At 71.9% G+C, this 25315-nt stretch carries 24 protein-coding genes and 1 pseudogene; 21 read left to right on the top strand and 4 right to left on the bottom strand.

Annotation, left to right across the window (positions count from 1 at the left end; genetic code table 11):
• Window positions 1–4: 4 nt before the first annotated feature.
• Together ACFWEE_RS28830 and ACFWEE_RS28825 are read right to left on the bottom strand one after the other, a co-directional pair.
• A complete protein-coding gene (locus tag ACFWEE_RS28830) occupies window positions 5–796 on the bottom strand; it encodes a 2,3-dihydro-2,3-dihydroxybenzoate dehydrogenase (protein ID WP_386893474.1) in 792 nt (263 codons plus the stop codon).
• Window positions 793–1776 (bottom strand): ABC transporter substrate-binding protein, encoded by a 984-nt coding sequence (locus ACFWEE_RS28825; RefSeq protein ID WP_386893472.1) that lies wholly within the window; start codon window positions 1774–1776, stop codon window positions 793–795. Before ACFWEE_RS28825 ends, ACFWEE_RS28830 begins: the two co-directional genes overlap by 4 nt.
• A gap of 389 nt (window positions 1777–2165) precedes the next feature.
• Between ACFWEE_RS28825 and ACFWEE_RS28820 the strand changes: the two genes are divergently transcribed.
• Genes ACFWEE_RS28820 through ACFWEE_RS28810 form a run of 3 tightly spaced genes read left to right on the top strand, consistent with a single transcriptional unit; the run spans window position 2166 to window position 5178 of the window.
• Entirely contained in the window at window positions 2166–3155 is a 990-nt protein-coding gene (locus tag ACFWEE_RS28820; protein WP_386893500.1) for a FecCD family ABC transporter permease, read from the top strand.
• A complete protein-coding gene (locus tag ACFWEE_RS28815; protein ID WP_386893470.1) occupies window positions 3152–4291 on the top strand; it encodes a FecCD family ABC transporter permease in 1140 nt (379 codons plus the stop codon). The genes ACFWEE_RS28820 and ACFWEE_RS28815 overlap by 4 nt, the downstream gene beginning before the upstream one ends.
• Window positions 4292–4302: 11 nt before the next feature.
• Complete coding sequence (locus ACFWEE_RS28810) at window positions 4303–5178, top strand: ABC transporter ATP-binding protein (protein WP_386893498.1); 876 nt, start codon at window positions 4303–4305, stop codon at window positions 5176–5178.
• A gap of 170 nt (window positions 5179–5348) precedes the next feature.
• Here the strand turns inward: ACFWEE_RS28810 and ACFWEE_RS28805 are convergent, their stop codons facing one another.
• The gene (locus ACFWEE_RS28805; RefSeq protein WP_386893468.1) at window positions 5349–5756 is read right to left on the bottom strand and encodes a cupin domain-containing protein; all 408 of its coding nucleotides are present in this window, start codon (window positions 5754–5756) and stop codon (window positions 5349–5351) included.
• 186 nt (window positions 5757–5942) lie between these two features.
• Between ACFWEE_RS28805 and ACFWEE_RS28800 the strand changes: the two genes are divergently transcribed.
• From ACFWEE_RS28800 to ACFWEE_RS28745, 12 genes are all read left to right on the top strand, one after another.
• Window positions 5943–6536, top strand: a complete 594-nt coding sequence (locus tag ACFWEE_RS28800) for a carboxymuconolactone decarboxylase family protein (RefSeq protein WP_386893466.1) — start codon at window positions 5943–5945, stop codon at window positions 6534–6536.
• Between the two features lie 71 nt (window positions 6537–6607).
• Window positions 6608–8119: a sugar ABC transporter ATP-binding protein gene (locus ACFWEE_RS28795; RefSeq protein ID WP_386893464.1), complete on the top strand. Its 1512-nt coding sequence runs from the start codon at window positions 6608–6610 to the stop codon at window positions 8117–8119.
• Window positions 8116–9129: an ABC transporter permease gene (locus tag ACFWEE_RS28790; RefSeq protein WP_386893462.1), complete on the top strand. Its 1014-nt coding sequence runs from the start codon at window positions 8116–8118 to the stop codon at window positions 9127–9129. Before ACFWEE_RS28795 ends, ACFWEE_RS28790 begins: the two co-directional genes overlap by 4 nt.
• Window positions 9130–9223: 94 nt before the next feature.
• The gene (locus tag ACFWEE_RS28785) at window positions 9224–10165 is read left to right on the top strand and encodes a sugar ABC transporter substrate-binding protein (RefSeq protein ID WP_386893460.1); all 942 of its coding nucleotides are present in this window, start codon (window positions 9224–9226) and stop codon (window positions 10163–10165) included.
• Window positions 10166–10402: 237 nt separating this feature from the next.
• Complete coding sequence (locus ACFWEE_RS28780) at window positions 10403–11308, top strand: LysR family transcriptional regulator (RefSeq protein WP_386893459.1); 906 nt, start codon at window positions 10403–10405, stop codon at window positions 11306–11308.
• A gap of 166 nt (window positions 11309–11474) precedes the next feature.
• On the top strand, window positions 11475–12401 hold the full coding sequence (locus ACFWEE_RS28775) for a VOC family protein (protein ID WP_386893457.1): 927 nt from the start codon (window positions 11475–11477) through the stop codon (window positions 12399–12401).
• A 110-nt stretch (window positions 12402–12511) separates the two neighbouring features.
• Entirely contained in the window at window positions 12512–13960 is a 1449-nt protein-coding gene (locus tag ACFWEE_RS28770; protein WP_386893456.1) for an NAD-dependent succinate-semialdehyde dehydrogenase, read from the top strand.
• Window positions 13961–13966: 6 nt separating this feature from the next.
• On the top strand, window positions 13967–14803 hold the full coding sequence (locus ACFWEE_RS28765) for a fumarylacetoacetate hydrolase family protein (RefSeq protein WP_386893454.1): 837 nt from the start codon (window positions 13967–13969) through the stop codon (window positions 14801–14803).
• Window positions 14800–15171 (top strand): VOC family protein, encoded by a 372-nt coding sequence (locus tag ACFWEE_RS28760; RefSeq protein ID WP_327178965.1) that lies wholly within the window; start codon window positions 14800–14802, stop codon window positions 15169–15171. The genes ACFWEE_RS28765 and ACFWEE_RS28760 overlap by 4 nt, the downstream gene beginning before the upstream one ends.
• Window positions 15172–15196: 25 nt before the next feature.
• Window positions 15197–15988, top strand: a complete 792-nt coding sequence (locus ACFWEE_RS28755) for an alpha/beta fold hydrolase (protein ID WP_386893452.1) — start codon at window positions 15197–15199, stop codon at window positions 15986–15988.
• On the top strand, window positions 15985–16527 hold the full coding sequence (locus tag ACFWEE_RS28750) for a heme-binding protein (protein ID WP_386893451.1): 543 nt from the start codon (window positions 15985–15987) through the stop codon (window positions 16525–16527). Before ACFWEE_RS28755 ends, ACFWEE_RS28750 begins: the two co-directional genes overlap by 4 nt.
• Window positions 16528–16530: 3 nt before the next feature.
• The gene (locus ACFWEE_RS28745) at window positions 16531–17583 is read left to right on the top strand and encodes a methionine synthase II (cobalamin-independent)-like protein (protein ID WP_386893449.1); all 1053 of its coding nucleotides are present in this window, start codon (window positions 16531–16533) and stop codon (window positions 17581–17583) included.
• Between the two features lie 191 nt (window positions 17584–17774).
• Here the strand turns inward: ACFWEE_RS28745 and ACFWEE_RS28740 are convergent, their stop codons facing one another.
• Complete coding sequence (locus ACFWEE_RS28740) at window positions 17775–18062, bottom strand: putative quinol monooxygenase (RefSeq protein WP_386893447.1); 288 nt, start codon at window positions 18060–18062, stop codon at window positions 17775–17777.
• 197 nt (window positions 18063–18259) lie between these two features.
• Here ACFWEE_RS28740 and ACFWEE_RS28735 point away from each other — a divergent pair, with 197 nt between their 5' ends.
• The 6 genes and pseudogenes from ACFWEE_RS28735 to ACFWEE_RS28710 all read left to right on the top strand — a co-directional run.
• The gene (locus ACFWEE_RS28735) at window positions 18260–19717 is read left to right on the top strand and encodes an aldehyde dehydrogenase family protein (RefSeq protein ID WP_386893445.1); all 1458 of its coding nucleotides are present in this window, start codon (window positions 18260–18262) and stop codon (window positions 19715–19717) included.
• Window positions 19718–19779: 62 nt separating this feature from the next.
• Window positions 19780–20979: an L-2-hydroxyglutarate oxidase gene (gene lhgO, locus ACFWEE_RS28730; RefSeq protein ID WP_386893443.1), complete on the top strand. Its 1200-nt coding sequence runs from the start codon at window positions 19780–19782 to the stop codon at window positions 20977–20979.
• Window positions 20980–21088: 109 nt separating this feature from the next.
• Window positions 21089–21949, top strand: a complete 861-nt coding sequence (locus ACFWEE_RS28725; protein WP_386893441.1) for an amidohydrolase family protein — start codon at window positions 21089–21091, stop codon at window positions 21947–21949.
• Between the two features lie 13 nt (window positions 21950–21962).
• The gene (locus ACFWEE_RS28720; RefSeq protein ID WP_386893440.1) at window positions 21963–23681 is read left to right on the top strand and encodes a thiamine pyrophosphate-dependent enzyme; all 1719 of its coding nucleotides are present in this window, start codon (window positions 21963–21965) and stop codon (window positions 23679–23681) included.
• Window positions 23682–23700: 19 nt separating this feature from the next.
• Window positions 23701–24777, top strand: a complete 1077-nt coding sequence (locus ACFWEE_RS28715; protein ID WP_386893438.1) for an Ldh family oxidoreductase — start codon at window positions 23701–23703, stop codon at window positions 24775–24777.
• Window positions 24778–25124: 347 nt separating this feature from the next.
• Window positions 25125–25315, top strand: a pseudogene (locus tag ACFWEE_RS28710) (hypothetical protein); the annotation flags it as partial.

Here is a 25315-nt window from a genome sequence, read left to right as displayed (position 1 = left end):
GGGATCAGGCCCGGAGGGTGGCGCCGCCGTCGACGTACAGGTCCTGCATGGTGATGTGGCGGGCGCGGTCGGACAGCAGGAACGTCACGGCGTCGGCGATGTCGGCGGGGTCCGCGATGCGGCCGAGCGGAATGCCCGTCCGGTACGCGGCGAGATCGCCCGCGACGACGCGGTCCGCGGCGGCGGCGACGTCCGCCGGGTCCAGATCGGCCCACATGGCGCGCTGCATGTCCGTCATGGTCGAGCCCGGGCAGACGCTGTTGCAGCGGACGCCGTACGCGGCCATCTCCAGCCCGAGGCACTTGGTGAACATCGCCGAGGCCGCCTTGGACGCGGCGTACGCGGCCATCCCGGCGCGCGGGATGCCCGCCGCGTTGGAGGCGACGGTGACGATGCCGCCCCGGCCGCGCGCGGCCATCCGCCGGGCGGCGGCGCGCGAGACGTGGAACACCCCGTCGACGTTGACGGCGAAGGTGGCGGCCCAGTGCGCGTCGCTGGTGTCGAGCACGTCGGCGTTGCGCAGCACACCGGCCACGTTGACCGCGAACTCCAGCGGGCCGATCGCCTGTTCGGCCTCCTCGACCGCCGCCTCGACGGCCTCGGAGTCGGTGACGTCGAGTGGGCGGGCGACCACCCGCGAGCCGTACTTCCGCGCGAGCGCCTCGATGCCTTCGGCGGTGATGTCGGTGGCCACCACCCGCGCGCCGCGCTCCACGAGCGAGGTGACGACGGCCTCGCCGATGCCGCGCCCGGCGCCCGTGACGAGCGCGAGCCGTCCGTCGAACTCGGTGCTCACTTGACCATGGCCTTCCGGAGGTCGGCCAGGACGTTCACGGCGGCCTCCGCGCCACCCAGGCTCGTCCACATCGAGCCGTCGATCTCGGTCACATGACCGGCCTTGACGGCGCCGAGCTGCTGGTACGCGGGCTTCGCGGAGAGCTGGTCGACCACGCCGGAGGCGCCGGTCGAGGTCAGGGTGCCGATGAAGAGCCAGTCACCGTCGATCTCGGCGAGGTTCTCGTCGCTGATCGGCGTGGAGTGGCCCTCGCCCTTCTCGGCCTGGATGCCCGGCCGGGTGAAGCCGAGGTCGTTCAGCACGTCGCTGATGAACACGCCCTGCTGCATGACGGCGGAGCCCTGCGGGGAGTAGCGGGCGACGGAGACCTTGGCTCCGGCCTCCGGCCCGAGGTCGCTCTTGAGGGCGGCGGCCTTCGTGTCGTAGTCGGCGAGGAAGGCGTCGGCCTCGTTGGTCTTGCCGAGCACCTCGCCGGTGAGCGACAGGGACTTCTTCCAGTCCTTGTCGTCGCCGATGGTGACCAGTGTCGGGGCGATCTTCCGCAGCTGGGACAGTACCTGAGTGTCCGTCATCTGACCGGCGAGGATCACGTCGGGGTCCGCCCGGACGACCTTCTCGATGTCCGGGCCGGTGACCGCGCCCACCACCGGGATGTCCTTGGCCTTCTCCGCCAGGTACGCCGGAGCGCCCTGCTGGCCGCGCCCCGCCGTGAGGCCCACCGGCTTCACGCCGAGAGTGAGGGAGGAGTCGAGGTCCATCTCGCTCAGGACCACGACCCGCGAGGGATCGGCGGGCACCGTCACCTCGGTGCCGGCGGCGTCGGTGACGGTCGTGGTGCTCTTCCCGCCGGAACCACCGGACGCAGCACCCGAGTCCGAAGAGCCGCACGCGGTCGCCGTGAGCGCGCAGACGCCGAGGACGGCGACCGCGGCCAGCGGGCGGACGGTGCGGCGGGGAGTGGGGGACTGGTTCGGCGTCATGGCCGGAAACCTCCGTGGGAAGGGTGGAACGGGCTGGTGCTGACGCCCCGCCACGGGGGACGGGCGGCGTGCGGGCACGACGAATCCCGGCCGGATCGGCAGGGGACTCCCTCGACCGGGGCGTTCGCTACTTAGGTTAGGCTAACCATATGTTCAATGCGCAAGGGGGCCCTCCAGGGAGGGTGAAAACCCGGACATCCAGGGCCTTTCGTGAGAATCGGGCCGGAGTGGCGGCCGAGGGACCGCGTCCGGCGGTGACCGCCGGAGCGGAGGCCGAGGACCCACGTCCGGCCCGGACCGCCGAGGCGGAGGCCGGGGACCCGCGTCGTCCGTCCCGGCGGGCCGCCGGAGCGGAGGCCGGGGGACGTCGTCCGGCCGGGTGGGCCGCCGTGGCCCTCGTCGCCCTGTTCGGCCTGGTCCTCGCCTCCCTGCTGACCGGCACGGGCTCCACCCCGCCCGCCCGCGCCTGGGACTACCTCTGGGGCGACCCGTCCGCCCGCGCCGACGCCCAACTGCGCCTCGCCGTCATGGACGTACGCCTCCCGCGCACCCTCGCCGCGATCCTGGTGGGCCTCTGCCTCGGCTCCGCCGGCTGCCTCCTCCAGGCCGCCACCCGCAACCCCCTCGCGGAGACCGGGCTGCTCGGCGTCAACTCCGGCGCCGCGTTCGCCGTCGTCCTCGGACTCACCTTCTTCCACGCCGACTCCTCCGGCGCCCTGCTGGTCTGGGCACTGCTCGGCGGCATGGCGGCGAGCGCGGTCGTCCTGCTGCTCGCCGCCTCCGGGCGGGCCGCTGGCTCACCGCTGCGCCTGGTGCTCGCCGGTGCCGCGCTCAGCGCCACCTTCCACGGCCTCACCTCGTACGTCCTGCTGGGCACCCAGTCCACCTTCGACACCTACCGCTACTGGACCATCGGCTCGCTCGCCGGTGTCGAGACCGGTCAACTGGTGCCCCTCGTACCGCTGGTGGCGCTCGGACTGCTCACCGCGGGCTGCTGCGTCCGGCCGCTCGCCGCCCTCGGCCTCGGCGACGACGGAGCGCGCTCGCTCGGCCACCACCCCGGGCGCGTCCGCCTCGTGGTGGCCGTCGCCGTGTCGCTGCTCGCCGGGTGCGCGGTCGCGGTCGCGGGGCCCATCGCCTTCCTCGGACTGCTCGCGCCCTACGCCGCACGCGCCCTGGCCGGGGCTTCCATGGGCGCCCAACTCGTCCTCTCCGCACTGATCGCCGCCGACGTCATGATCCTCGCCGACATCCTCGCCCGGATCGTCATCCGCCCCTGGGAGACCCCGGTCAGCGTGCTCCTCGCCTTCGTCGGCGGCCCCCTGCTCGTCTGGATCGCCCGCTCGTCGCGCCTCTCCACCGCGGGGGCCACCGCATGACCGGCAGCAACCGGCCCGCGCCCGTCGAGCGCCGCCCCGTCGAACCCCGCCCCGCCGCGCCCGGCCTCCCCGGGCGGAACCCGGCCCCGCCGGACCTCACCCCGCCCGACTCCACCGTGCTGCGCACCGGCGGCCTCTCCTGGCTCTTCCCGCGCCGCGGCGCGCTCGTCGCTGCGCTTCTCGTCCCGGTCCTCGCGCTGCTGGTCGCGCTCGCCGTGCTGGCCAGTTCCTCCGGCATGAGCCCGGCGCAGACCCTCTCCGGACTGCTGGGCACCGGCGACGCGGGCACCGTGATGGTCGTCCGGGAATTCCGGCTGCCCCGCGTCCTCGTCGGCATCATGGTCGGCGCCGCGCTCGGCATCTCCGGCTGCCTCACCCAGACCCTCGCCGGAAACCGCCTCGCCACCCCGGACCTGGTGGGCGTCAACGAAGGGGCCACGGCGGCCGTCGTCGCCGCAGCCGCCGGTACGTCCACCGGCATGGTCGGCATGTGGTGGCTCGGCCCGGTCGGCGCCGTCGCCGCAGCCGCGCTCGTCGTGCTCTGCGCGGGCGGAGCCGGCAGTGCGGGCTACCGCGTCCTCGTCACCGGCATCGGCGTCTCCACCTTCGTCGGGGCCGTCAGCGACCTCGTGATGTCCCGCGAGAACGACAACTCGGCGGGCGGGGTGTTCCTCTGGGCCGTCGGCAGCCTCAACGGGCGCGACTGGGAAGCCGGTACGCCCCTGCTGATCGCCCTCTGCATCCTCGTCCCGCTCGCACTGGCGGCCGGACACCGCCTGCAACTGCTGCGCTTCGACGACGACATGGCCGCCACGCTCGGCGTCGACCTGCGCCGGGTACGCGCCGCGGGACTCGTCCTGGCCGTGCTGCTCGCCGGGGTCGCCGTCGGCGTCGGCGGACCGGTCGCCTTCATCGCGCTCGGCGCCCCGGTCCTCGCGCAGCGGCTGGCCGGGCCCACCCGGGTTCCGGTCCTCGGCGCGGGCCTGGCCGGAGCCGCCCTCGTCACCGCGGCCGACGCGCTCGCCCGCGTCGCCGCCCCCGTCGAACTCCCCGTCGGCGTCGTCACCAGCGTCCTCGGCGGACCCTTCCTCCTCTGGGTCCTCTTCCGCTCGGACCGCACGGAAGCAAAGGCATGAGCACCCTCCGCATGAACACCCCCCGAACGAACACCTCCCGCACGGACACCCCCGGCCCGGACACCTCCGCGGGGAACCCGCCGAGCGGCCTCGAAGTCCGCGGGCTCCACGTCTCGTACCCCGGCCGCGCCGTCGTCAAGGACGCGGGGTTCACCGTGCCCGCCGGGCAGGTCGCCTCGATCGTCGGCCCCAACGGCTGTGGGAAGTCGACCCTGTTGCGGGCCCTCTCCCGGCTCCACCAGCCGGAGTCCGGCACGGTCCACGCCGACGGCGCGGACATCTGGGAGCTCGCCCGGCGCCCGGCCGCCCGCCGCGTCGCCCTGCTGCCCCAGTCGCCCCGCGCCCCCGAGGCGGTGACCGTCGCGGGGCTCGTACGGTACGGCCGCCACCCCCACCAGGGCCTGCTGCGGCAATGGTCGCGCGAGGACGAGAACGCGGTGCGTGAGGCGCTGGAGGCCACCGGCACCACCGAGCTGGCCGGTGAGCGGCTCGACCGGCTCTCCGGCGGACAGCGCCAGCGCTGCTGGCTCGCCATGGTGCTCGCCCAGCAGACCCCCGTGGTCCTGCTCGACGAACCCACCAGCGCCCTCGACCTGGGACACGTCGTGGAGGTCCTGGAACTCGTCCGCGAGGTCGCGCGTGCCGGCCGTACGGTCGTCATGGTCCAGCACGACCTGGCAGCGGCAGCCCGCTACTCCGACCTGCTCGTCGCGATGAAGGACGGCGGTGTCGTCGCCCGGGGAAACCCGCGCACCACCGTGACCGCCGCCCTGGTGAGGGAGTTGTACGGGGTGGAGGCCGACGTCCTTCAGGCACCGGTGGACGGATCGCCCGTCGTGGTCGCCCGGGCGCGCACGGCGGTGACGGAAGGAGCCACCGCCGGGTGAAGGTCTCCGGACCCGTGGGCCACGCCCTGGTGGCCACGACGCGCATGATGCCCGTCAGCGTCCGGCCCGAGACCATGGCGGGCCCGGTGATCGCCGCCGCCACCGGACTCAGCCCCAGCGTGTGGCGCGGCCAGTTCGGGGAGTGGGCCCCGCCCCGGCGCCGACCCCGCTCAGCGCCCCATCTGGTCCTCCGCGGAGAGGTGTTCGACCGTCACCCCGGTGTCGGTGAACGTGCGCGTCACCGTCCCGGAGGTATAGACCCACAGGATGCGCAGCGGAGTGTCGCCGACATTCCGGAAGAGGTGCGGGACGGGTGAGGGGACGTACGTGGTGTCGTAGCGCTCCAAACGCGTCACGGAGCCCTCCACCACCACTTCCGCCTCTCCTTCGAGAATCGTCACGTGCTCGTCGCAGTTGTGCGAGTGCATCGGCGCCCCGGAACCGACCGGATAAACGCTCATTCCGCTGGTGATCAGATTCTCGCCGGCCGCCGAGACGGTCGTGACCAGCGGGGTCGTCACGATCGAACCTCCCCGGTCCAGCAGCGGGACGGACGCGGCCTTGACGATGACGCTCATGCGCAAACCCTTTCGACGGCGAGAGGCGTCGTCCGACGTTATGGGAAACGGGCCCCGCCGGGAGCCCCCGGATGCGCACCTTTACCTTGCATTCCGAGAAGGGTGAGCCTCTACCAGCCGGATGTACGGTCTGCTGCCATCGCACATTTCGAGTTCGTGTCGCAGATCGAAAGGCAGGGACCGGCCATGCGCCTCCCCGTTCTCCGTACCGAAGAGATGAACGAGCACCAGCAGGAGCTCCACGCCCGCATCACCGCTCGTCGCGGCGGGGTGCGCGGACCGTTCCGGGTCTGGCTCCAGAGCCCCGAACTCTGCGAACGCGTCGAGTCCCTGGGGGCGTTCGTCCGGTTCGACTCGGACCTGCCGAAGCATCTGCGGGAGTTGACCCTCCTGATGGCCGCCCGCAACTGGGACGCCCAGTACTCCTGGAACGCCCACGTCAAGGCGGCGATCGAGGCCGGTGTACCGGCCGCCGCCGTGGACGCGATCGCCGAGCGCCGCACCCCTGAGTTCGACGACCCGGCGGACACCGCCTTCTACACCTTCTGCCAGGAGGTGCTGGAGAAGCACTTCGTCTCCGACGAGACCTTCGCCGCCGCCCACGAGCACTTCGGCTCCCAGGGCCTGGTCGACGCCATCGGCTCGCTGGGCAACTTCACGATGCTCGGCATGTGCCTGAACACCTTCCAGGTGGACCTCCAGGCCGACCGCGAGCCGCCGTTCCCCGACATCCGCGGCTTCGCCCGCGTCGCCGGCGACGGGGACCGGTCCCAGCCGTGACTCCGCCCGCCGACCGACGTACCGAGGGGAGTTGTGACGTGATACCCGGTACCGCGCCGCACCGGAGCACCATGACCACCGTCGTCGAGGCGCCCCGGGAGCCGGTGGTCAGGATCCGCGGCCTCACCAAGAGCTTCGGCGGGGCCGCCGCCCTCAAAGGGGTCTCCCTCGACATCAGGCCGGGCGAGATCCACGCCCTGATGGGGATGAACGGGGCCGGCAAGTCGACCCTCGTCCAGGTACTGGCCGGGGTCCACCAGGCGGACGGCGGCACCGTCGAGATCGACGGGCAGCCGCACACGGGCCTGACGACACGGCAGGCCCGGCGGCTCGGCATCTCGACCGTACCCCAGCGCCGCGAACTGGTCATGGAGCTGACCGTCGCCGAGAACATCCTCCTCGGCGACCTGCCCGCACCCCGCGCGTTCGTCGCCTGGAAGTCGGTCCGGGAGCAGGCCCGCAAGGCCCTCGCCGACCTCGGCATCACCATCGACGTGGAGCGGACCGCGGGCGGGCTGACCGTCGCGGAGCAGACCATGGTCGAGGTCGCCCGCGAGGTCCGGCGCGGCGGCAAGGTCCTCATCCTCGACGAGCCGACCGCCTGCCTCGGCGCCGAGGCGGCCGACCGGATCAGAGCGCTGGTCCGGACCCTGCGGGACGAGGGCATGGCCGTCGTCTACATCTCGCACTACATCGACGAGGTGCTCTCCGTCGCCGACCACGTCACCGTCCTGCGGGACGGCGCGGTCGCGCACAGCGGTCCGGCGGCCGGCACCGACGCCGCCGGGCTGGTACGCGACATGGTGGGCCGGGACGTCGTCTCCACCCGCCCCGAACGCCCCGCCCCCTCGCGGGAGACCGGCCTCGCGGTCCGGGGGCTTACGCACGGCGGCGCCATCGAGGACTTCGCGGTCGAGGTGCGCAAGGGCGAGATCGTGGCCGTACTCGGCCCCGCCGGCGACGCGCAGTCCCGCCTCTTCGACCTGCTCTCCGGCCGTCGGCGCCCCGACTCGGGCGAGATGAGGGTGGACGGCAGGCCCGTACCCTTCGGCCGGATACCCCGGTCGCTCGCCAGCGGTCTGCGCTGCGTCACCGGCGACCGCAGGGCCCTCGGCCTGATCCCGGAACTCTCCCTGGACGAGAACCTGATGCTGGCCGGCGACCGCCTGGAGCGGCGCCGCCTCCAGCGCCGGTCCGCGCTCACCCGCCGGGCCGCCCCGCTCCGGGAGAGCTACGGAGTCGTCTCCCTGAACCGCAACCCCGCCGTCGGCCGCCTCTCGGGCGGCAACCAGCAGAAGGTCCTGCTGGCGAAGTGGCTGGAGACCGCGCCCGTCGCGTGCTTCCTGGAAGACCCCACCAACGGCGTCGACATCGCGGCCATCGCGGACATCCACACCCTCGTGGACGATCTCGCCGCACGCGGTGTCGCCGTGCTGCTCGCCTCCTCCTCAGCCGAGGAGGTCATGCGGCTCGCCGACCGGGTGATCGTCGTCAGCGGGGGACGGGCGGTCGCCGAACACGACGTCAACACCATCACCCGCGACCAACTCGTCGCCCTCGCCCTCGGAGGACAGAGCAAGTGAGCCTCGAAGCGCCCCCGGTACAGCCCCGAGCGAAGGAAGGCGTCCCGGACACCGTCTCCGGGGCACGCACCTCGCTGCGGTCCCTCTTCGGTGTCCCGCACGCGGGCCTCTTCGCGGTGCTGATCGTCGTCGTGGTCTTCGCGAGCCTGGAGACGGACTCGTTCGCCACCTCGACCAACCTCATCAACGTCCTCCGCCAGGTCAGCGTGTCCGCGGTGCTCGCCGCCGGTCTCACCCTGCTCATGACGGCCGGAGGCATGGACTTCTCGATGGGCAGCAACGCGGCCGTCGTCACGTCGGTGGCCGCCCAGATGCTGGCCCACGGCGAGTCCACCGCCGTGACGGTCGTCGTCTCCCTCGTCCTGGCCACTCTCATCGGCCTCGTCAACGGGCTCGTGGTCACCTACACGAACGTGGCACCGTTCGTCGCCACACTGGCGACGGCCACCCTGCTGGACGGGGTCGCGCTGCTCGTCCTGGACGGTCTGAGCGTGTCGATCGGCACGCACCTCTCCTCCTTGGGCAACGGCAAGATCCTCGGCATTCCCTACCTGCTGATCGTGGCGGTCCTGGTGCTGGTGGCGGCCGGTCTGATCATGAGGTTCACCATCTTCGGCCGCGACGCGTTCGCCATCGGGGGCAACGAGCAGGTGGCCCGCCTCAGCGGCATCGGCGTCGACCGGAACAAGCTCCTCCTCTACGGGCTGGCCGGCACCCTCGCCGGACTCGCCGGACTGATGCTGCTGTCCCGGCTGGGCGCGAGCAGCCCCGGAACGGGCGGACTCACCCTGCAGCTCACCGCCGTGGCGGCCGTCGTCATCGGCGGAACCTCGCTCGCGGGCGGCAGCGGCACCGTCGTCGGCACCGCCCTCGGCGTCGTCCTGCTCGGCGTCGTCGCCAACGCACTCAACCTGCTCCAGGTCTCCAGCTACTTCCAGCAGATCTCGGTCGGTTCGGTCCTGCTCGTCGCGGCGATCGCCAACCAGCTCCACAAGAAGTCCCGCCACTGACGTACGCCGTCGAGCGGTCGGCCATCCCGTACCGCGCCTCGATGTCCGTGCACGGCCAACGACGTCCTCCGCACACCACGAAAGGCGATACACCATGAGCCTGACCACCCACCCGCGAAGAGTGCTGGCCACGACCGTCGTGGGAGCCGCGCTGGCCCTCAGCGGGTGCAGCGGCCAGTCCGGTCAGGGCGGCGACGCCGTCACCCTCGGCTTCGTCAACGGCGGCGACACCGAGTTCCACACCTGCCTGCAGAAGGCGGTGGAGGACACCGCCAAGAACGGCGACGCGAAGATCTACACCGCCAACTCGCACCAGAACCCCGGCACCGAGCTGTCCAACATCGAGGACATGATCTCGCGCAACGTCGACGCGCTCATCGTGCAGACGGTGAACGTCGACGCGCTCAAGGGCGACATCGCCAAGGCGAAGAGCGCCGGCATACCGATCTTCCTCACCTCCGTCGTCACCGACGACCCCTCGCAGATCCTCGGCGCGGTCGTCGTCGACCTGGGCGCGGTCGGCGCGCTGGACGCCGGATGGGTCGAGAAGGACGCCGCGGGCAAGTCCGTCGAGGTCGGCGTGATCGCCGGTGCCCCCGGTGCCGCCTCCGACATGCTGGTCGCCGGATTCACCGGGGCACTGCCGGCCACCGCGAAGGTCGTCGCGAACCAGCCGGGCATGTTCAACGCGGCCAAGGCCAAGGACGTCGCGGAGAACATGATCCAGGCGCACCCGCACCTCGGCTACGCCTTCGTCGCCAACGAGGAGATGGCGCTCGCCGCCCGTACGGCCTTCACGGCGGCCGGTGCCGATGTCAAGATCGTCACCGTCAACGGCACCGACCGGGGGCTCGACGGGATCGAGAAGGGCGAACTCTCCGCGACCGTGGCGAACTCGGCCATGAGCACGGGTTCCCTCGCGGTGAACAATGCGATAGGACTGCTCGACAAAAAGAAGATCAGCAAGATCGACAAGACGCCGATCCTGCTGGTCACCAAGGACAACCTGGACAAGGCTCCGCAGTACTGCCCCTGAGTCCGCGCCGGGCGGCCCCCCGATCGGGCGATCGAAGGCACCCGCCGGACTCCGGGCACCCGGGCCCGCGACACCGTCCGGCCCATCTCGTTCCGGGACACCCCGTTCCGGCACGTCCTCTTCCGCGCACCCACTGAGTGATCCCCGTTCCGGAGCGCCGCGCGGAGGCTCCGCCCGCACAACCCGCCACACACGGCCCCGCCACCACCGGGGCCGTGGACGGCCGGAGGTACCACCATGGACCGTCTGCTCCTCATGCGCAGCTTCGTGACCGTCGCCAACATCGGCAGCTTCAGCGGGGCGGCCAAAGCGCTGAGCTCCTCGGGGTCACTCGTCTCACGCCACGTCGCCGAGCTGGAACGCCAGATCGGGGTCCGTCTCGTCAACCGCACGGCCCGTTCCGTCAGCCTCACCCAGCCCGGACTCCGTTACGCCGAGTTCGCGGCGCGCATCCTGGAGGAGATCTCCGCCGAGGACGCGCACATCGCGCAGCTCCACGACCGGCCGGAGGGAACGCTCAACATCATCTGCCCGAAATGGATAGGCAGCCTCGATCTCGGTGATGCCATTTCGGCGTTCTCCGTCGCCCATCCGAAAATCGTCGTCCGTTTCGAGCTGGGCGGAATCTCCGACCGCACCTACGATTTCCTGGACGGCGGATTCGACATCGCTTTCCACACGCGGGACTTGCGGGACTCCAGCGTTCGCCTGAAGAAAATCGCCTCGCTGCCCTTCGTGCTGTGCGCGTCGGAGAAATACCTGGAGCGGCACGGGACGCTGAGCCACCCGAACGACATCGCCGTCCACGACTGCCTGGTCCACGTCAACGATCCCGTCTGGCGCGTCGGGCACGGCCACGCGAGCACCCTGCACAAGATCCGCAACGTGGCGTTCTCGTCCAACTCCTACATCGCGCTGCAGAAGGCGGCCGTGCACGGCCGGGGGATCGCCCTGCTCCCGCAGCGGCCGGCCTACGACGACCTGCTCTCCGGTGCGCTCCGGGTGCTGCTGCCCGAACTCGCGGTGCCCGACCGGCCGTTGTACGCGATCTACGGCCCCGGCCAGGAGACACCGCGCAAGGTGACCGTGTTCCTCGAATTCCTCTCCACGTGGTTCTCGGAGAACCCGATTCCCGCCATGTGAGGCACGGGGCGCCCGGAGGCAACCGGCCGACGCGACCGTCCGCGCAAGAAATGATTGCACCATTCGGCATGCCGGGTCATTGAGGCCGTGCGTCCCGATTTCTAGGCTGACCGGGCCGGTGTCGGGCGCCCGAAAGGCGTCCCGCGGCCCGCGGAACGAGGAGTTCATGGGAATTCAGAGAATAGAGTCGGTCACCTACGGCATCGACGACCTCGACGCCTGCGTCCGCTTCTTCACGGACTTCGGGCTGACCCCGGGTACACGCACCGCCACCCGGGCCACGTTCGAGACCCTGGCGGGCCAGACGCTCCATCTCGACACCCACCCCGATCCCTCCCTGCCGCCCGCCCTGGAGGAGGGCCCCACCCTCCGCGAGGTGGTCTGGGGCGTCGACACCGAGGCGGAACTGGCGAAGCTCGTCGCCCGGGTCGCCGTCGACCGCGAGGTCACCCTCGCCGGGGACGGGGTGCACCGCACCCGGGACGAGACCGGCTTCGGCCTCGGCCTCACCCTCGCCCGGCCCAAGGCGCCCGACACGGCCGACGGACCGCGCGAGGCCAACACCTCCGGCAGGGTGCGCCGCTGGAACACCCCGCTGGGACCGGTCGGCAGGGTCAGGCCGCTGCGCATGTGCCACGTCGCCCTCAACATCCCCAAGGCCGGGCAGGAGGAGGCCGTCGCCTTCTACCTCGACCGGCTGGGCTTCCGGGCGACCGACGTCGTCAAGCCGATGGGCACCTTCATGCAGTGCGAGGGCGACGACGACCAGCACAACTTCCTGCTCTGCCACCGCCCGGACCGGGCCGGGGTCAACCACGTCAGTTACGAGGTCCCCGGGTTCGACGACGTGATCGAGGGCGGCAACCACATGATCGCCCAGGGCTGGCAGGAAGCCCGCAGGCTCGGCCGGCACACCGTCGGCTCCAACGTCTTCCGCTTCGTCCACGCCCCCTGCGGCGGGCGTGTCGAGTACGCCGCGGACATGGACCGCGTCGACGCCTCGTACGAGACCCGCGTCCACGAGACCACCCCTCCGCACCACATCTGGACCCTGCGCACGTCCCGTGACGCCTCCCAGAACCCCGCCTCCTGACGGGCCCGGACACCGCCTCCCGGCACGCGCCGCCTCCCGGCACCCGCCGTGCACCGGCACCCAGCGCCTCCCGACACCCACCCGCCGAGCGTGAGAGGGCACACGCACCCATGACGACCCACGACGACTACCCCGCCATCCGCATGTACATAGCGGGAGCATGGTGCGAGGGCGGGGCCGGAGCGACCGTACCGGTCGTGAACCCGGCCACCGAGACCGTGATCGGACACGTCCCGCTCGCCACCACCGCCGACCTCGACCGCGCCGCCGAAGCGGCGGCCACCGGCTTCGCGCTCTGGCGCGACACCCCGATAGCCGAGCGCACCGCCATCCTCCACAAGGCCGCCGGGCTGCTCGTCTCCCGCGCCGACGAGGTCGGCCGCATCATGACCCGGGAACAGGGCAAACCGCTGCGCGAAGCCGCAGGAGAGGCGAAGCGGGTCGCCGGAGCCCTGCGCTGGGACGCCGACGACGCCCGCCGCGCCTACGGCCGGATCATTCCCTCCGAGGACGGCACCCTGCTCTCCGTCCGCCGCAGGCCCATCGGCCCGGTCGCCGCCTTCACCCCGTGGAACTTCCCCGCCGGTTCACCGATGCGGAAGATCGCCGCGGCGCTCTCGGCCGGCTGCTCCCTCGTCATCAAGGCCTCCGAGGAGACCCCCGGCACCGCCGTCGCGCTGGTCCGCTGCTTCGAGGACGCCGGGCTGCCCGCGGGCGTGCTCAACCTGGTCTTCGGCGAGCCCGCCGAGGTCTCCGCCCACCTCATCGCGCACCCCGCCATCCGGCTCGTCGCCTTCACCGGCTCGGTGCCCGTCGGCAAGCTGCTCGCCGCTGCCGCAGGAGCCGAGATGAAGCCGTCCCTCATGGAACTCGGCGGCCACGCACCGGTCATCGTGTGCGCCGACGCCGACCCGGTCACCGCCGCACGCCGTGCCGCCGCCGCCAAGTTCGCCAACGCCGGACAGGTCTGCACCTCGCCCAGCCGCTTCCTCGTCCACGAGAGCCTGGTCGAGGAGTTCACCGAGGAGTTCGTCCGCGCCGCCGAGGCGGTCGTCGTCGGCGACGGGCTCGACGAGGGCGTCACCATGGGGCCGCTCGCCAACGAGCGCCGTCTGCGGGCGATGGAGGAACTCACCGCCGACGCCGTCGCCAAGGGCGCGAAGATCCGCACCGGAGGCGAACGCCTCGACCGCGCGGGCTGGTTCTTCGCCCCCACCGTCCTCACCGACGTCCCCGAGGACGCCGCGCTCATGTCCGACGAGCCCTTCGGCCCGCTCGCGCCCGTCGTCGCCTTCCGCGAGCTCGACGAGGCCCTGCGGATCGCCAACGCGCTGCCCTACGGCCTCGCCGCGTACGGCTTCACCCGCTCCGCCGCCACCGCCGAGCGCCTCACCCGGGAGTTCGAGGCCGGCATCCTCTCCATCAACCACTGCGGCGGATCCGTCCACGAGGCACCCTCCGGCGGAGTCAAGGCCAGCGGCTACGGACGCGAGGGCGGCCCCGAGGGCCTGGACGCCTACCTGGTCACCAAGCGCGTCTCCCACCTGCTGACGGACTGAGCCGCCATGCGATACACCCGGGTCAGGGTGGGCGGCCGGGCCGTCTGGGGCCGCGTGGAGGACGACTCCGTACGCCTGCTCTCCGACTCCCCGCTGGACGGCGACCCCACCGTCATCGGAACGATCCCGCTCGCCGAAGCCGACTGGCTGCCGCCCGTCGTCCCGCCCGTCTTCTACGCCGCCGGAATGAACTATCCGCGCCACATCGAGCACGCCCGGCTCCTCGGCGACAGGGCCGCAGTCGTGCCGGAGCGCCCCGAGGCCGGCTACCGCGCCAACAACGCGCTGACCGGCCACGGCACGGCGATCGTGAAACCCGCCGGGATACGCGGCCGGTTCGAGGCCGAACCCGAACTGGTCGCGATCGTCGGCAGGACGCTGAGGCACGCCACGTACGAACAGGCGCGGGACGCCGTCTTCGGCTGGACCATCGGCAACGACGTCAGCGCCCGCACCTGGCAGCACGAGGACCGCACCTTCTGGCGAGCCAAGAACAGCGACACCTTCAAGCCGATGGGCCCCTGGATCGAGACCGACGTCGACGCCCTGGCGCAGACCACCACGCTGCGCGTCAACGGCGAGACCCGCGCTCTCTTCCCGACCGGCGACATGGTCTTCGACCCCTACGACTTCATGGTCGAGATCACCCGGCACATCACCATGCACCCCGGCGACGTGCTGTGGATGGGCGCCGAATCCACCGGCCAGATCGAGGCGGGCGACACGGTCGACGTCGAGATCAGCGGCATCGGCGTCCTGTCGAACACCGTCCTGGCCGAGCCCGACCGCCCCCGGGCGGAACGGAGCTCCCACCCGAACTCCCCGAAAGGCAGCACCCCGTGAGCAAGGAACCCCGCTACATCCACCACGTCAACTTCCCCACCACCGACCCCGACCGGACCGCCGAGTGGTACGCCCGGGTCTTCGGGATGAAGCGGATCATGCCGAAGTCCAACACCCGCGTGGTGCTGATGACCCGCGGCAACTTCGACCTCCACTTCACCCCGGTCGAGGACATGGACCGGATGGCGCCCTACCACTTCGCCGTCGAGGTCGACGACTGGGACGACTTCATGGAGCACCTCGCCGATCTCGGCATCCGGCACACCCGCCCCATCGAACGCCCCGAGAACCAGTCGAAGTTCTGCTACATCCACGACCCCGACCACACCATGATCGAGCTCGTCTTCCACGGCAAGCGCCCCAACTGATCCTCTGCGACCAGGAGAAACCTCCATGCCCTACGTCGATTCAGACGGAGCGTCCCTCTACTACGAACGCCACGGAAGCGGCCCGGCCATCGTGTTCGTCCACGGTTCCGGAGGCCACCACGCCGCCTGGTGGCAACAAGTAGCGGCCCTCCGTGCGGAGTTCACCGTCGTCACGCTCGACCTGCGCGGCTTCGGACGCACCGAACTGGCCACCCCGCAGACCGAGTTCGACGGCCAGGCCTTCTACGGCGACGTCGTCGCCGTGCTCGACCAGGAGGACCTGACCGATGTCATGCTGGTGGGCCAGTCCATCGGTTCCGTCGCCGCCCTGCGCGCCGGCCTGGTGCGCCCCGAGCGCGTCGGCTCGGTCGTCCTCGGCCACTCGCTGGGCGGCATCAGCCACCCCGAGCTGACGGAACTCGCCGCGGCCGACCGCGCCGAGGCCGTGAAACTCCCCGTCATCGACCGGCTGTTGACCAAGGAGTTCCAGCGGGAACGGAAGGACCTCACCTTCCTCTTCCAGCAGATGGGCACCTTCAACACCGCCACCATGCAGGACCTGCGCAACCTCGACACCGACGGCCCCGGCCTGGACGAGATACGGGACTCGGGCGTCACCGTCGCCTTCCTCGCGGGCGAGAAGGACGCGGTGCTCAGCGTCAAGACGGTCACCCGCGCCCACGAACTGCTCGAAGGCTCGCACCTGGAGATCGTCCCGGGCGCCCCGCACTCCATGTACTGGGAGACCCCGGAGCCGTACAACGCCGCCATCGCCCGGCTGCGCCGCACCCTCACCGCCCCGAAGGAAGCCGCATGACCACCCTCACCCTCGCCGCCGCCGAAGAGATCATCGCCGAGGCGCACGAGCGGGCCCAGGCCCTCGGCAAGGCGGTGAGCGTGGCCGTGGTGGACGCCGGAGGCTTCCCCGTCGCCATCCGCCGCCCGGACGGGGCCCGTCCGCTCACCCCGGACATCGCCCGCGCCAAGGCCTACACCGCGGCCGTCATGCAGCGCCCCGGGAAGATGCTGAAGAAGTGGCAGGAGAGCCAGCCGGTCTTCTTCTCCCAGCTCTCCCAGCTCCCCGGCGCCGCGATGCCCATCCTCGCCACCGAGGGCAGCGTCACCATCAAGAGGGACGGGGAGATCATCGGCGGCCTCGGCATCGCCGGCGGCACCGCCGACGAGGACCAGCGGATCGCCGACGAGACGCTCGCCGCCCTCGGCTACGAACTGGAGTTCGCCGCCTGGGGCGTCGCCGGCAAGCCGGCCGGGACCGCCGGAAGCACCGAGAACGCCGGAAGCGCCGGGAGTGCGGCGAGCACCGGAAGCGCCGGAAACACCGGAAAGGACGCCTGAACCATGGCGGACACGTTCAACTACCGCATCGACCACCACGGCAGTCTGGTCCGGCCGCCCGCCCTGCTGGCCGCCCGCGAGCGGGCCGCCGAGGGCGAGGCCGGTGCCGAGCTCCTGCGCGAGGCCGAACGCGCGGCCGTCAAGGAGGCCGTGGTCTTCCAGCGCCGGCTGCGCTCCACCGTCGTCACCGACGGCGACCTGCCCCGCGAGGACTTCCGCAGCGCCGTTCTCGACCACGTCACCGGATTCCGGCGGACCGGCGAGGTGCGCGACGGCCTCGCCCACTGGGTGGCCGAAGCCCTCCCCAAGGCCGACGGACCGCTGGTCGCCGCGTGGGCCGGTCTGCTCGGCGAGCTCACGGTCGTCGCCCCCAAGGTCGCGCTGCCCTCCCCGGCGTACCTCGCCGCCACCACCTTCGACCCGGCCCTGACCGCCTCGGGCGGACCCGCCTCGGCCCGCGAACTCGGCGAGGCCCTGGCGGAGATCGTCCACGCGGAGATCCGGCTGCTGGTCGCCCGGGGGGTGCGCCTGATCCAGCTGAACAACCCGCTGCTGCTCACCCACACGGCCACCGCACCCGGCGCGACCGGCGCGCTCTCCTTCGAGGACGCCCTCGCCGTGGACGCCCTCGCGGTACGGCTGGACGAGCGCCCGGAGGGCGTACGGATCGCCGTCGCACCCGGCTGGGCCGCACCCGGCGCGGTGGACCGCGCCCGCGCGGAACGGCTGTACGCGGCGGTCCCCGCCGACCGCTGGGTGCTCCCCCTCGACCGGGGCACCGACGCCGAACTCGACCTGCTGCGCGCCCTCCCCGAGGACCGTGACGCCTGCCTCGGAGCGGTGGACGCGACCACCGCGGCGATGGAGGAGATCGACGTGGTGATGGCCCGCATCGACGCGGCGGCCGAGGTCAAGGAGCTGGAGGACATGGCGCTCTCGCCCTCCCGCGGCTTCGCGGACGTGGCCTCCCGCCCGCTGCTGAGCGCCGAGGACCAGCACCGCAAGCTGGTCCAGGTGGAGACCCTCGCCCGCTACTGCTGGGGCAACGAGTTCTGATCCGGGGGCCGGTCACGCGGGCGCGGCGGGTGAACCGCTCGCCCGCGCGACCGCCGACGGCGGGCGGGGGCTGCGCCACGGGCGCACGGCGGGTGGACCGCCCTCCCGCGTGGCACCCCACGGCGGCGGGGGCCGGAGAACGCCTCCGCGTCCCGGCCCCCGCCGCCGTACCCGCCCCGCCCCCGCACGCGCTACAGCACCTGGGCGAACGTCACCGTACGGTCCGTCAGCAGGGGCCGTACCGTCCTGACGATCAGCTCGTCGAAGTGGTCCGCCGCCGCGTGGGCGTCGAAGGCGGACCGGTCGGCGTACCGCTCGTACAGAACGAAACCGCCCGGCCGGTCGACCTCCGCGTGCACCTCGTACCCGAGGTTCCCCGGCTCGGCCAGCGTGTGCGCGCGCATCTTCAGCAGCGCGGCACGCACGGTGTCCTCGTCGGCGGGTTCACAGCTGTAATGGGCGATCACGGCGAATGCCATGGTGCTGCCTCCTTCGTCGTCACGGCCTCTTGGCGGTGCCGATTCCAGCACAGACCACGCGCGGGGGCCCGTGCGCGACGTGCAAGCAATGTCTGCCGCCGCGGGCCTGGTCACCCCTGCGGACATGCGGTGTTGTCGTGACGACCACACCGTTACATCTGCACACCGTGCGCGACAGCCGCGGTGGGACGGGAGCAATGATCCGGATGCGCACCATGGAAACCCTTCTCGGCGGACGGTGGGTGGCGGCCGACGCGTGGCTGGAGGTCCACGACCCGTCCGACACCCGCACCCCCGTCGCCCGGGTGCCCGCGCTCGGTGCCCGGGAGGTCACCCGCGCCTACGACGAGGCCGCGAAGGGCTTCGCGCTCTGGCGGCGCACCAGCCCCTTCGAGCGGGCCCGGGTGTTCCACGAGGCGGCCCGGCTGCTGCGCGAGCGGGCCGACGACATCGCCGACGCGGTGGTCACCGAGAACGGCAAGACCCTCCAGGAGGCAGGCGGGGAGGTCCAGAAGGCCGCCGACTTCTTCGAGTACTACGCCGGACTCGCCCGCACCGGTTACGGCACGCTCGTCCACGACGCCCGCCCCGCGACGCGCACCAGCTTCCACCACGAACCCCTCGGCACCGTCCTCGCGATCACCCCGTGGAACGACCCGCTGCTCACCCCGGCCCGCAAGCTGGCCCCCGCTCTCGCCGCCGGCAACGCGGTCGTCCTCAAGCCGGCCTCCGAGACCCCGATGTCCGCGCTCCACCTGGCGCGTGCCCTGCACGACGCGGGGCTGCCCGCCGGAGTGCTCGGGGTGGTCACCGGCCGCGGCGGCTCCCTCTCCGCCCCGCTGCTGGAGGACCCGCGCATCGCCGCCGTCACCTTCACCGGCTCCAACGCGGTGGGCGAGTCCATCCGCCGCTCGCTCGCCGACCGCAACGTCCGCTTCCAGGGCGAGCTGGGCGGCAAGAACGCCACCGTCGTCCTCGCCGACGCCGACCTGACGGCCGCCGTGAAGGCGGTGGTCGCCGCCGGGTTCGGCCAGACCGGCCAGCGCTGCACCGCCACCAGCCGCGTCCTCGTCGAGCGTTCCGTGTACGCCGAGTTCACCGGCCTGCTGCTGGACGCGGTCGCCGCCCTGGGGCTCGGCTCCCGCGAGACCGGCACCCTCGCGGTCGGCCCGCTCGTCAGCACCGGGCAGCGCCGGAGCGTCCTCGCCGACATCGCGCGCGCGGTCCAGGAGGGCGCGACCGTCCTCGCGGGCGGCGAGACCCCGAAGGACGAGGCGTACGCCCACGGCTGCTGGGTCCTGCCGACCGTCCTCGGCGACGTGACCCGCGAGATGGCCGTCTGGCGCGAGGAGGTCTTCGGACCGGTCCTCGTCGTCCGCGCCGTCGACGGCTTCGACGAGGCCGTCGAGGAGGTCAACGACTCCGGTTTCGGACTCGCCGCCGCCCTCTTCACCCGCGACCTCAGCGCCGCCCACCGCTTCGCCGAGGAGGCCGACTGCGGGCAGGTCGCCGTCAACACCACGACGACCGGCTGGGACGTGCACCACCCCTTCGGCGGCTTCCGCGACTCGGGCTCCGCGTTCAAGGAGCAGGGCACCGAAGCCCTGCGCTTCTACACCCGTGTCAAGACCGTCGCCTTCCACTTCGGTTCCTGAGGCGCGGACACACCGCATCATCGGGTTCCACCCAGCGTCATCAGCAAGAGAGGAGGATGCCGATGGCAGACGAAACGATCGGCATCGTCGGAGCCGGCATCGTGGGCCTGGCGACGGGCCGCGAGATCGCGCTGCGCCGCCCCGGCACCCGCGTGGTCGTCTTCGAGAAGGAACGGCGGGTCGCGGTCCACCAGACCGGACACAACTCGGGCGTGGTGCACGCCGGCATCTACTACGCCCCGGGCAGCCTCAAGGCCGACCTGTGCGTACGGGGCGTGGCCCTGCTGCGCGCGTACTGCCAGGACCGCAAGCTGCCGTACCAGGAGATCGGCAAGCTCGTCGTCGCGGTGCGCGAGGACGAACTCGGCCGCATGGAGGGCCTGTACGAGCGGGCCAGGAACAACCACGTGCCCGACCTGCGGAAGATCTCCAAGGACGAGATCAAGGAGATCGAACCGCACGCCGGAGGCATCGCGGCCCTCCACTCGCCCCGCACCGCGATCACCGACTACCCGGCCGTCGCCCGCCGGTTCGCCGAGGACATCGAGGCCGCGGGCGGCCGGGTGCGGCTCGGGTTCGCGGTGGACTCGCTCACCGAGGTGACCGGCGGCATCGAGGTCGCCTCGGGCGAGGAACGGGTCCGCGTCGACCGGCTGATCCTCTGCGCGGGACTCCAGTCCGACTCCGTCGCCCGGCTGGCGCGGGACGACAAGGCGCCCAGGATCGTCCCCTTCCGGGGCGAGTACATGCTGCTCAGACCGGAGCGCACCGGTCTGGTGCGCGGCCTGATCTACCCCGTGCCCGACCCCCGGTACCCCTTCCTCGGGGTGCACTTCACCCCCCGGGTCGACGGCTCGGTGGAGGTCGGCCCCAACGCCGTCCTGGCGCTGGCCAGGGAGGGCTACCGCCTCTCGGACGTCTCCGTGAAGGACCTGGCACGGCTCGCCGCGTACCCCGGTGCCTGGCGGATGGCCGCCCAGCACTGGCGGACCGGCGTCAGGGAGTACCGGGGCTCGCTCTCCACGAGGGCCTTCATGAAGGACGCGGGGGCGTACGTCCCCGGCGTCGGCGCCGCCGACGTGGTCCGCGGCGGCGCCGGTGTACGCGCCCAGGCACTCGACCCGGACGGCACGCTCGTGGACGACTTCCGCATCCACCGGGTCGGCCGCGTCACCGCCGTGCGCAACGCCCCCTCACCGGCCGCCACGGCCTCCATGGCGATCGCCGAGCACATCGCCGAAGCCGTGTTCGCACCGGCGTGACCTGCCGTTCCGCGCAACAACTGGTTGCGCTCCCGAGGTCTTAGCAAACGCCCCCACCAGCTCTAACGTCTGACGCACACCACCCACCCCGCAACGGAAGAGGCTCCCCATGTTCGTCGTCGACACCCAGATCCACATCTGGAAGGAAGAGGCCCCGGACCGCCCCTGGGTCCCCGGAGCCCGCGAGCGCATCCGCCTCAACGGCCACCGCGAGGAGGCCTTCAGCTACGAGGAGGCGCTGGAGCTGATGGACGAGGCCGGCGTCAACCGCGCCCTCATCCTCCCGCCGTCGTGGGAGGGCAACCGCATCGACTACGCCCTCGAAGCCTGCGAGGCGCACCCCGACCGCTTCGGCATCATGGCCCGCGTCCCCCAGGACAACGAGGCCGAGGGCACCGCCATGCTGCGGGACTTCGCGCAGAACCCGCACATCAAGGGCACCCGCCTCACCTTCCACCGGCCGCAGGACCGCAACTGGATGATCGACGGCACCAACGACTGGTACTGGCCGGTCGCCGAGGAGCTCCGCGTCCCCACCATGGTCCACGCGCCCATCTGGAAGCGCGAGCTCGGCCAGATCGCCGCGAAGCACCCCGAGCTGAAGATCATCATCGACCACATGGGCATCATGGCCCGCTGCGTGGACGACGCCATCGGCTACTGGGTCTCCGAGACCGCCGACCTCGCCCAGCACCCCAACATCTACGTCAAGGTCTCGGCCCTGCCCGGGTACTCCACCGAGCCCTTCCCGAACAAGAACATCGAGAAGTACGTCCGCGAGATGGTCGACAGGATGGGGCCGCAGCGCTGCTTCTACGGCACCGACATCACGCGCCTGCTCGGGCACGGCATCACCTACACCGACACCATCGAACAGTTCACCAAGCACTGGGACTTCACCCCCGAAGAGCTCGAATGGATGATGGGCCGCGGCATCAGCGAGGTCCTCGGCTGGCCGGTCGAGGGCTGAGGGAACACCTGAGATGACGGACAGCAGCAACACGCCAGGCGTCGACGGCGGTGACGCCGTCGTCTCCGCCTTCAACGCCGTCGGCGCCGACTACCTCTTCTGCTCATCGGGGTCCGAATGGGCCCCGGTGTGGGAGTCACTGGCCCGGCGTCACCGCGACGGTGACCCGGCCCCCCACTACCTCGACCTCACCCACGAGACGGTCGCGGTCGGCATGGCCACCGGCTACGGCCTCGTCACCCGCCGCCCGCAGGGAGTCCTCCTGCACGCGGCCCCGGGCCTGCTCCAGGGCTCCATGGCGATCCACGGGGCGCTGCTCGCCGGCGTCCCCATGGTCGTCACCTCCTCGGAGTCCAGCACCTACGGCGACGGCCCCGGACAGGATCCGGGCGGCCAGTGGTACCGCAACCTCTCAATCGTGGGCGGCCCGCACGGCGTCGCCCAGCCCTTCACGAAGTGGGCCACCGAGGCCGCCAGCGTGCACACCCTGCCCACCATGATCGCCCGCGCCGCGGAACTCTCCTGGCGCGCACCGGCGGGCCCGGCCTACCTCAACATCCCGCTGGAAATCCTCCTGGAGGAGTGGGACGGCCGGGAAGCCAAGCCGGTCGTCCCGCCCGGCTCCACCCACAGCTCGCCCGAAGAGGTCGACACCGTCGCCCAGTTGATCCGCGACGCGAAGAACCCGGTGATCGTCACGGAGACGGCCGGCCGCGAGACGGGCGGCTTCGAAGCGCTCCTCGCCTTCGCCGAGGCATGGAACATCCCGGTGGTCGAACCCGACTCGGCCGTCTGCGGCAACTTCCCCCGCACCCACCCGCTGCACGCCGGGAGCGACATCGGCCCCTGGATGGACGAAGCCGACCTGATCCTCCTGGTCAACTGCCGCGTCCCCTTCTACCCGCCGAGCCGCCGTCCCTCGAAGGCGACGATCGTCGTCGTCGACGAGGTGCCGCAGCGCCCGCACATCGTCTACCAAGTGCTCTTCGCCGACGCCTACCTCGAAGGCAGCGTCGCCAACACTCTGCGCCAACTCACCAAGCGCGCAAAGGACTTCACCGAAAGCCAGCGTGCCGCAGTCGCCCTGCGCCGCGCCGCGCAGGAGGAGCGGTACGCCCTCGAGCGGGCGGCCGTCGCCGCCGCCGAGGCGAAGGCCGAGGAGAGCGAGGGTGTGGACCCGGTCCTGGTCGCCGCCACCCTGCGCCGGCTGCTCGACGGGACCGGCGGGATCGTCGTGGACGAGACCATCACCCACAGCCGGACCGTGAAGCGCCACCTGCGGACCTCCGAGCCCGACTCGTACTTCTACGTGCAGGGCGGTCTCGGACAGGGCATCGCGGTCGCCCTGGGCGTCAAACTCGCGGCCGGGGACAAGCCGGTGGTCCTCACGGTCGGCGACGGTGCCTTCACCTACAACCCGGTGATCCAGTCGTACGACGCCGCGAAGGCGTACGGACTACCGCTGCTCGTCGTGGTGTTCAACAACCGCGTCTACAAGTCGATGAACCTCAACCACCGCAGGTTCTACCCCGACGGCGCCGCCGCCCGGACCGGCGAATGGCTCGGCACCGACCTGCACCGGCTGCCCCGGCTCGCCGCGTTCGCCGAGCCGTTCGGGATGCACACCGAGACCGTCGACACCACCGACGCCCTCGCGCCCGCGCTGGAGCGCGCGCTCAAGGCCGTCGCGGACGGGACCACCGCCGTCGTCGACGTACTCGTCACCCGCTGACCCAGGAGGCACCGCCACCATGAACGACCGCCCCACCCCCGAGCCCGGCAAGGTCCTCGTTCCGGCCGAAGACCTGCGCACCTTCTCCGCCGCCCTGCTGGAGAAGGGCGGCCTCGCAGCCGAGGCCGCCCGCACCACCGCCGACGTCTTCGTCTGGGCCGCGCTGCGCGGCGTCGACTCGCACGGCATCGCCCGCGTCCCCGCCTACCTCGACCTGCTCGCCAAGGGCGTGGCCAACGCCAAGGCCGAGCTCACCGTCGAGTCCTCGACCCCGGCCGCCACGGTCGTCGACGCCGACCACGCGCCCGGCCCGGTGGCCCTCACCGCCGCCGCCCGTGAAGCGGTGAGCCGCGCCCGTACCAACGGCCTCGCCGCCGTCGCCGTCCGCCGCACCGTCCACACCGGCGCCATCGGCTACTACGTGTCGAAGATCGCCGAACAGGGCCTCATCGGCATCGGGTTCGTCTCCGGCATGCCCAACATGGGCTACACCGGCGTCAAGGGCGCCGCCGTCGCCACCAGCCCGCTCGCCATCGCCGTACCGGCCGACGCCCACGCGCCGCTCGTCCTCGACATGGCCACCGCCACCATCGCCCTCGGAAAGATCCGCCAGGCCAGGGCGAGCGGCACCCCGCTGCCCGAAGGCGCGGCGGCCACTGCCGACGGCACCCCCACCACCGACCCCGAACAGGCCGTCATGCCACTGCCGTTGGGTGGCGCCAAGGGCTCCGGCATGTCGATCGCCTTCGAACTCCTCACCAGCGTCCTCGTCGGCGCGCCGATCTTCACCTCCTTCCACTCGGACGACCCGAAGGGCCGCAAGCACCGCCAGAACGCGCTGCTCATCGCCCTGGACCCGACCGCGTTCGGCGACCCGGCGGCGTTCACCGCCGCCGTGGACTCCACGCTCACCACCCTCAAGGGCCTGCCGCGGGCGGACGACGCCTCCGGTGTGTTCTACCCCGGCGAGCGGAGCGCGGCCCTGGCCGTCGAGCGCGGCGAGAGGGGCCTGCCGGTCGCCGCGAAGGTCTGGCGCGAACTCACTGCACGCGCAGCCGAGTTCGGCGTCGTACCGCCGGAACCGGTGGCGGGCTGACAGTCGGGGCGGGTACGGATTCGACAAGCCGTACCCGCCGCTCCCGGCCGGGCCGTGGTGGACCTCACTGTGCGGGAGGTCCACCACGGCCCGGCCGCGTCCCGCGACGCCGGCGACGCGCGGGGTAAGGGGCTGGGGGGCTCCGAAACGGGTGTGCTCCGTGAGGTTGGTGTGTCAGCTGTCTTGTCGAACGCCGCGTTGATCGACAAGCTGCGTACATGACATTTCCGGGTGTCCGGCCCGGCGGGTGCGCTCTGACCCGCGCCGGCTCCGCGCGCCCGGTGATGTCCCGTCGAAGGCGCCGTGACGGACCCGCGACAGCAGCCCAACTCCCGGAGGTCGGACGTATGAACGTGAACAGGACCAGGCCGCAGCGTGGAGGATGGACGAGAGCGCTCAGACTGCTTCCCGCCGTCGCGCTCACGGTGGCGGCAGCCCTCGGGGGGACGGCGACCGCGGAGGCGTCCGTACCGGCGCCGCCGTCGGGCTTCACCCTCACCTGGAGCGACGACTTCAACGGCGCGTCCGGCACCGGCAT

Source organism: Streptomyces sp. NPDC060184 (assembly GCF_042728795.1).
Lineage (GTDB): Bacteria > Actinomycetota > Actinomycetes > Streptomycetales > Streptomycetaceae > Streptomyces.
The sequence above is the reverse complement of the archived record's forward strand: the minus strand, read 5'-3'. Positions and strand labels throughout refer to the sequence as shown.

Coding starts and splice junctions, on each gene's coding strand:
- ACFWEE_RS28825 (WP_386893472.1), bottom strand. CDS start 1,776: ATGACGCCGAACCAGTCCCCCACTCCCCGCCGCACCGTCCGCCCGCTG.
- ACFWEE_RS28815 (WP_386893470.1), top strand. CDS start 3,152: ATGACCGGCAGCAACCGGCCCGCGCCCGTCGAGCGCCGCCCCGTCGAA.
- ACFWEE_RS28810 (WP_386893498.1), top strand. CDS start 4,303: ATGAACACCCCCCGAACGAACACCTCCCGCACGGACACCCCCGGCCCG.
- ACFWEE_RS28805 (WP_386893468.1), bottom strand. CDS start 5,756: ATGAGCGTCATCGTCAAGGCCGCGTCCGTCCCGCTGCTGGACCGGGGA.
- ACFWEE_RS28800 (WP_386893466.1), top strand. CDS start 5,943: ATGCGCCTCCCCGTTCTCCGTACCGAAGAGATGAACGAGCACCAGCAG.
- ACFWEE_RS28795 (WP_386893464.1), top strand. CDS start 6,608: ATGACCACCGTCGTCGAGGCGCCCCGGGAGCCGGTGGTCAGGATCCGC.
- ACFWEE_RS28785 (WP_386893460.1), top strand. CDS start 9,224: ATGAGCCTGACCACCCACCCGCGAAGAGTGCTGGCCACGACCGTCGTG.
- ACFWEE_RS28780 (WP_386893459.1), top strand. CDS start 10,403: ATGGACCGTCTGCTCCTCATGCGCAGCTTCGTGACCGTCGCCAACATC.
- ACFWEE_RS28775 (WP_386893457.1), top strand. CDS start 11,475: ATGGGAATTCAGAGAATAGAGTCGGTCACCTACGGCATCGACGACCTC.
- ACFWEE_RS28770 (WP_386893456.1), top strand. CDS start 12,512: ATGACGACCCACGACGACTACCCCGCCATCCGCATGTACATAGCGGGA.
- ACFWEE_RS28765 (WP_386893454.1), top strand. CDS start 13,967: ATGCGATACACCCGGGTCAGGGTGGGCGGCCGGGCCGTCTGGGGCCGC.
- ACFWEE_RS28755 (WP_386893452.1), top strand. CDS start 15,197: ATGCCCTACGTCGATTCAGACGGAGCGTCCCTCTACTACGAACGCCAC.
- ACFWEE_RS28750 (WP_386893451.1), top strand. CDS start 15,985: ATGACCACCCTCACCCTCGCCGCCGCCGAAGAGATCATCGCCGAGGCG.
- ACFWEE_RS28745 (WP_386893449.1), top strand. CDS start 16,531: ATGGCGGACACGTTCAACTACCGCATCGACCACCACGGCAGTCTGGTC.
- ACFWEE_RS28740 (WP_386893447.1), bottom strand. CDS start 18,062: ATGGCATTCGCCGTGATCGCCCATTACAGCTGTGAACCCGCCGACGAG.
- ACFWEE_RS28735 (WP_386893445.1), top strand. CDS start 18,260: ATGATCCGGATGCGCACCATGGAAACCCTTCTCGGCGGACGGTGGGTG.
- lhgO (WP_386893443.1), top strand. CDS start 19,780: ATGGCAGACGAAACGATCGGCATCGTCGGAGCCGGCATCGTGGGCCTG.
- ACFWEE_RS28725 (WP_386893441.1), top strand. CDS start 21,089: ATGTTCGTCGTCGACACCCAGATCCACATCTGGAAGGAAGAGGCCCCG.
- ACFWEE_RS28720 (WP_386893440.1), top strand. CDS start 21,963: ATGACGGACAGCAGCAACACGCCAGGCGTCGACGGCGGTGACGCCGTC.
- ACFWEE_RS28715 (WP_386893438.1), top strand. CDS start 23,701: ATGAACGACCGCCCCACCCCCGAGCCCGGCAAGGTCCTCGTTCCGGCC.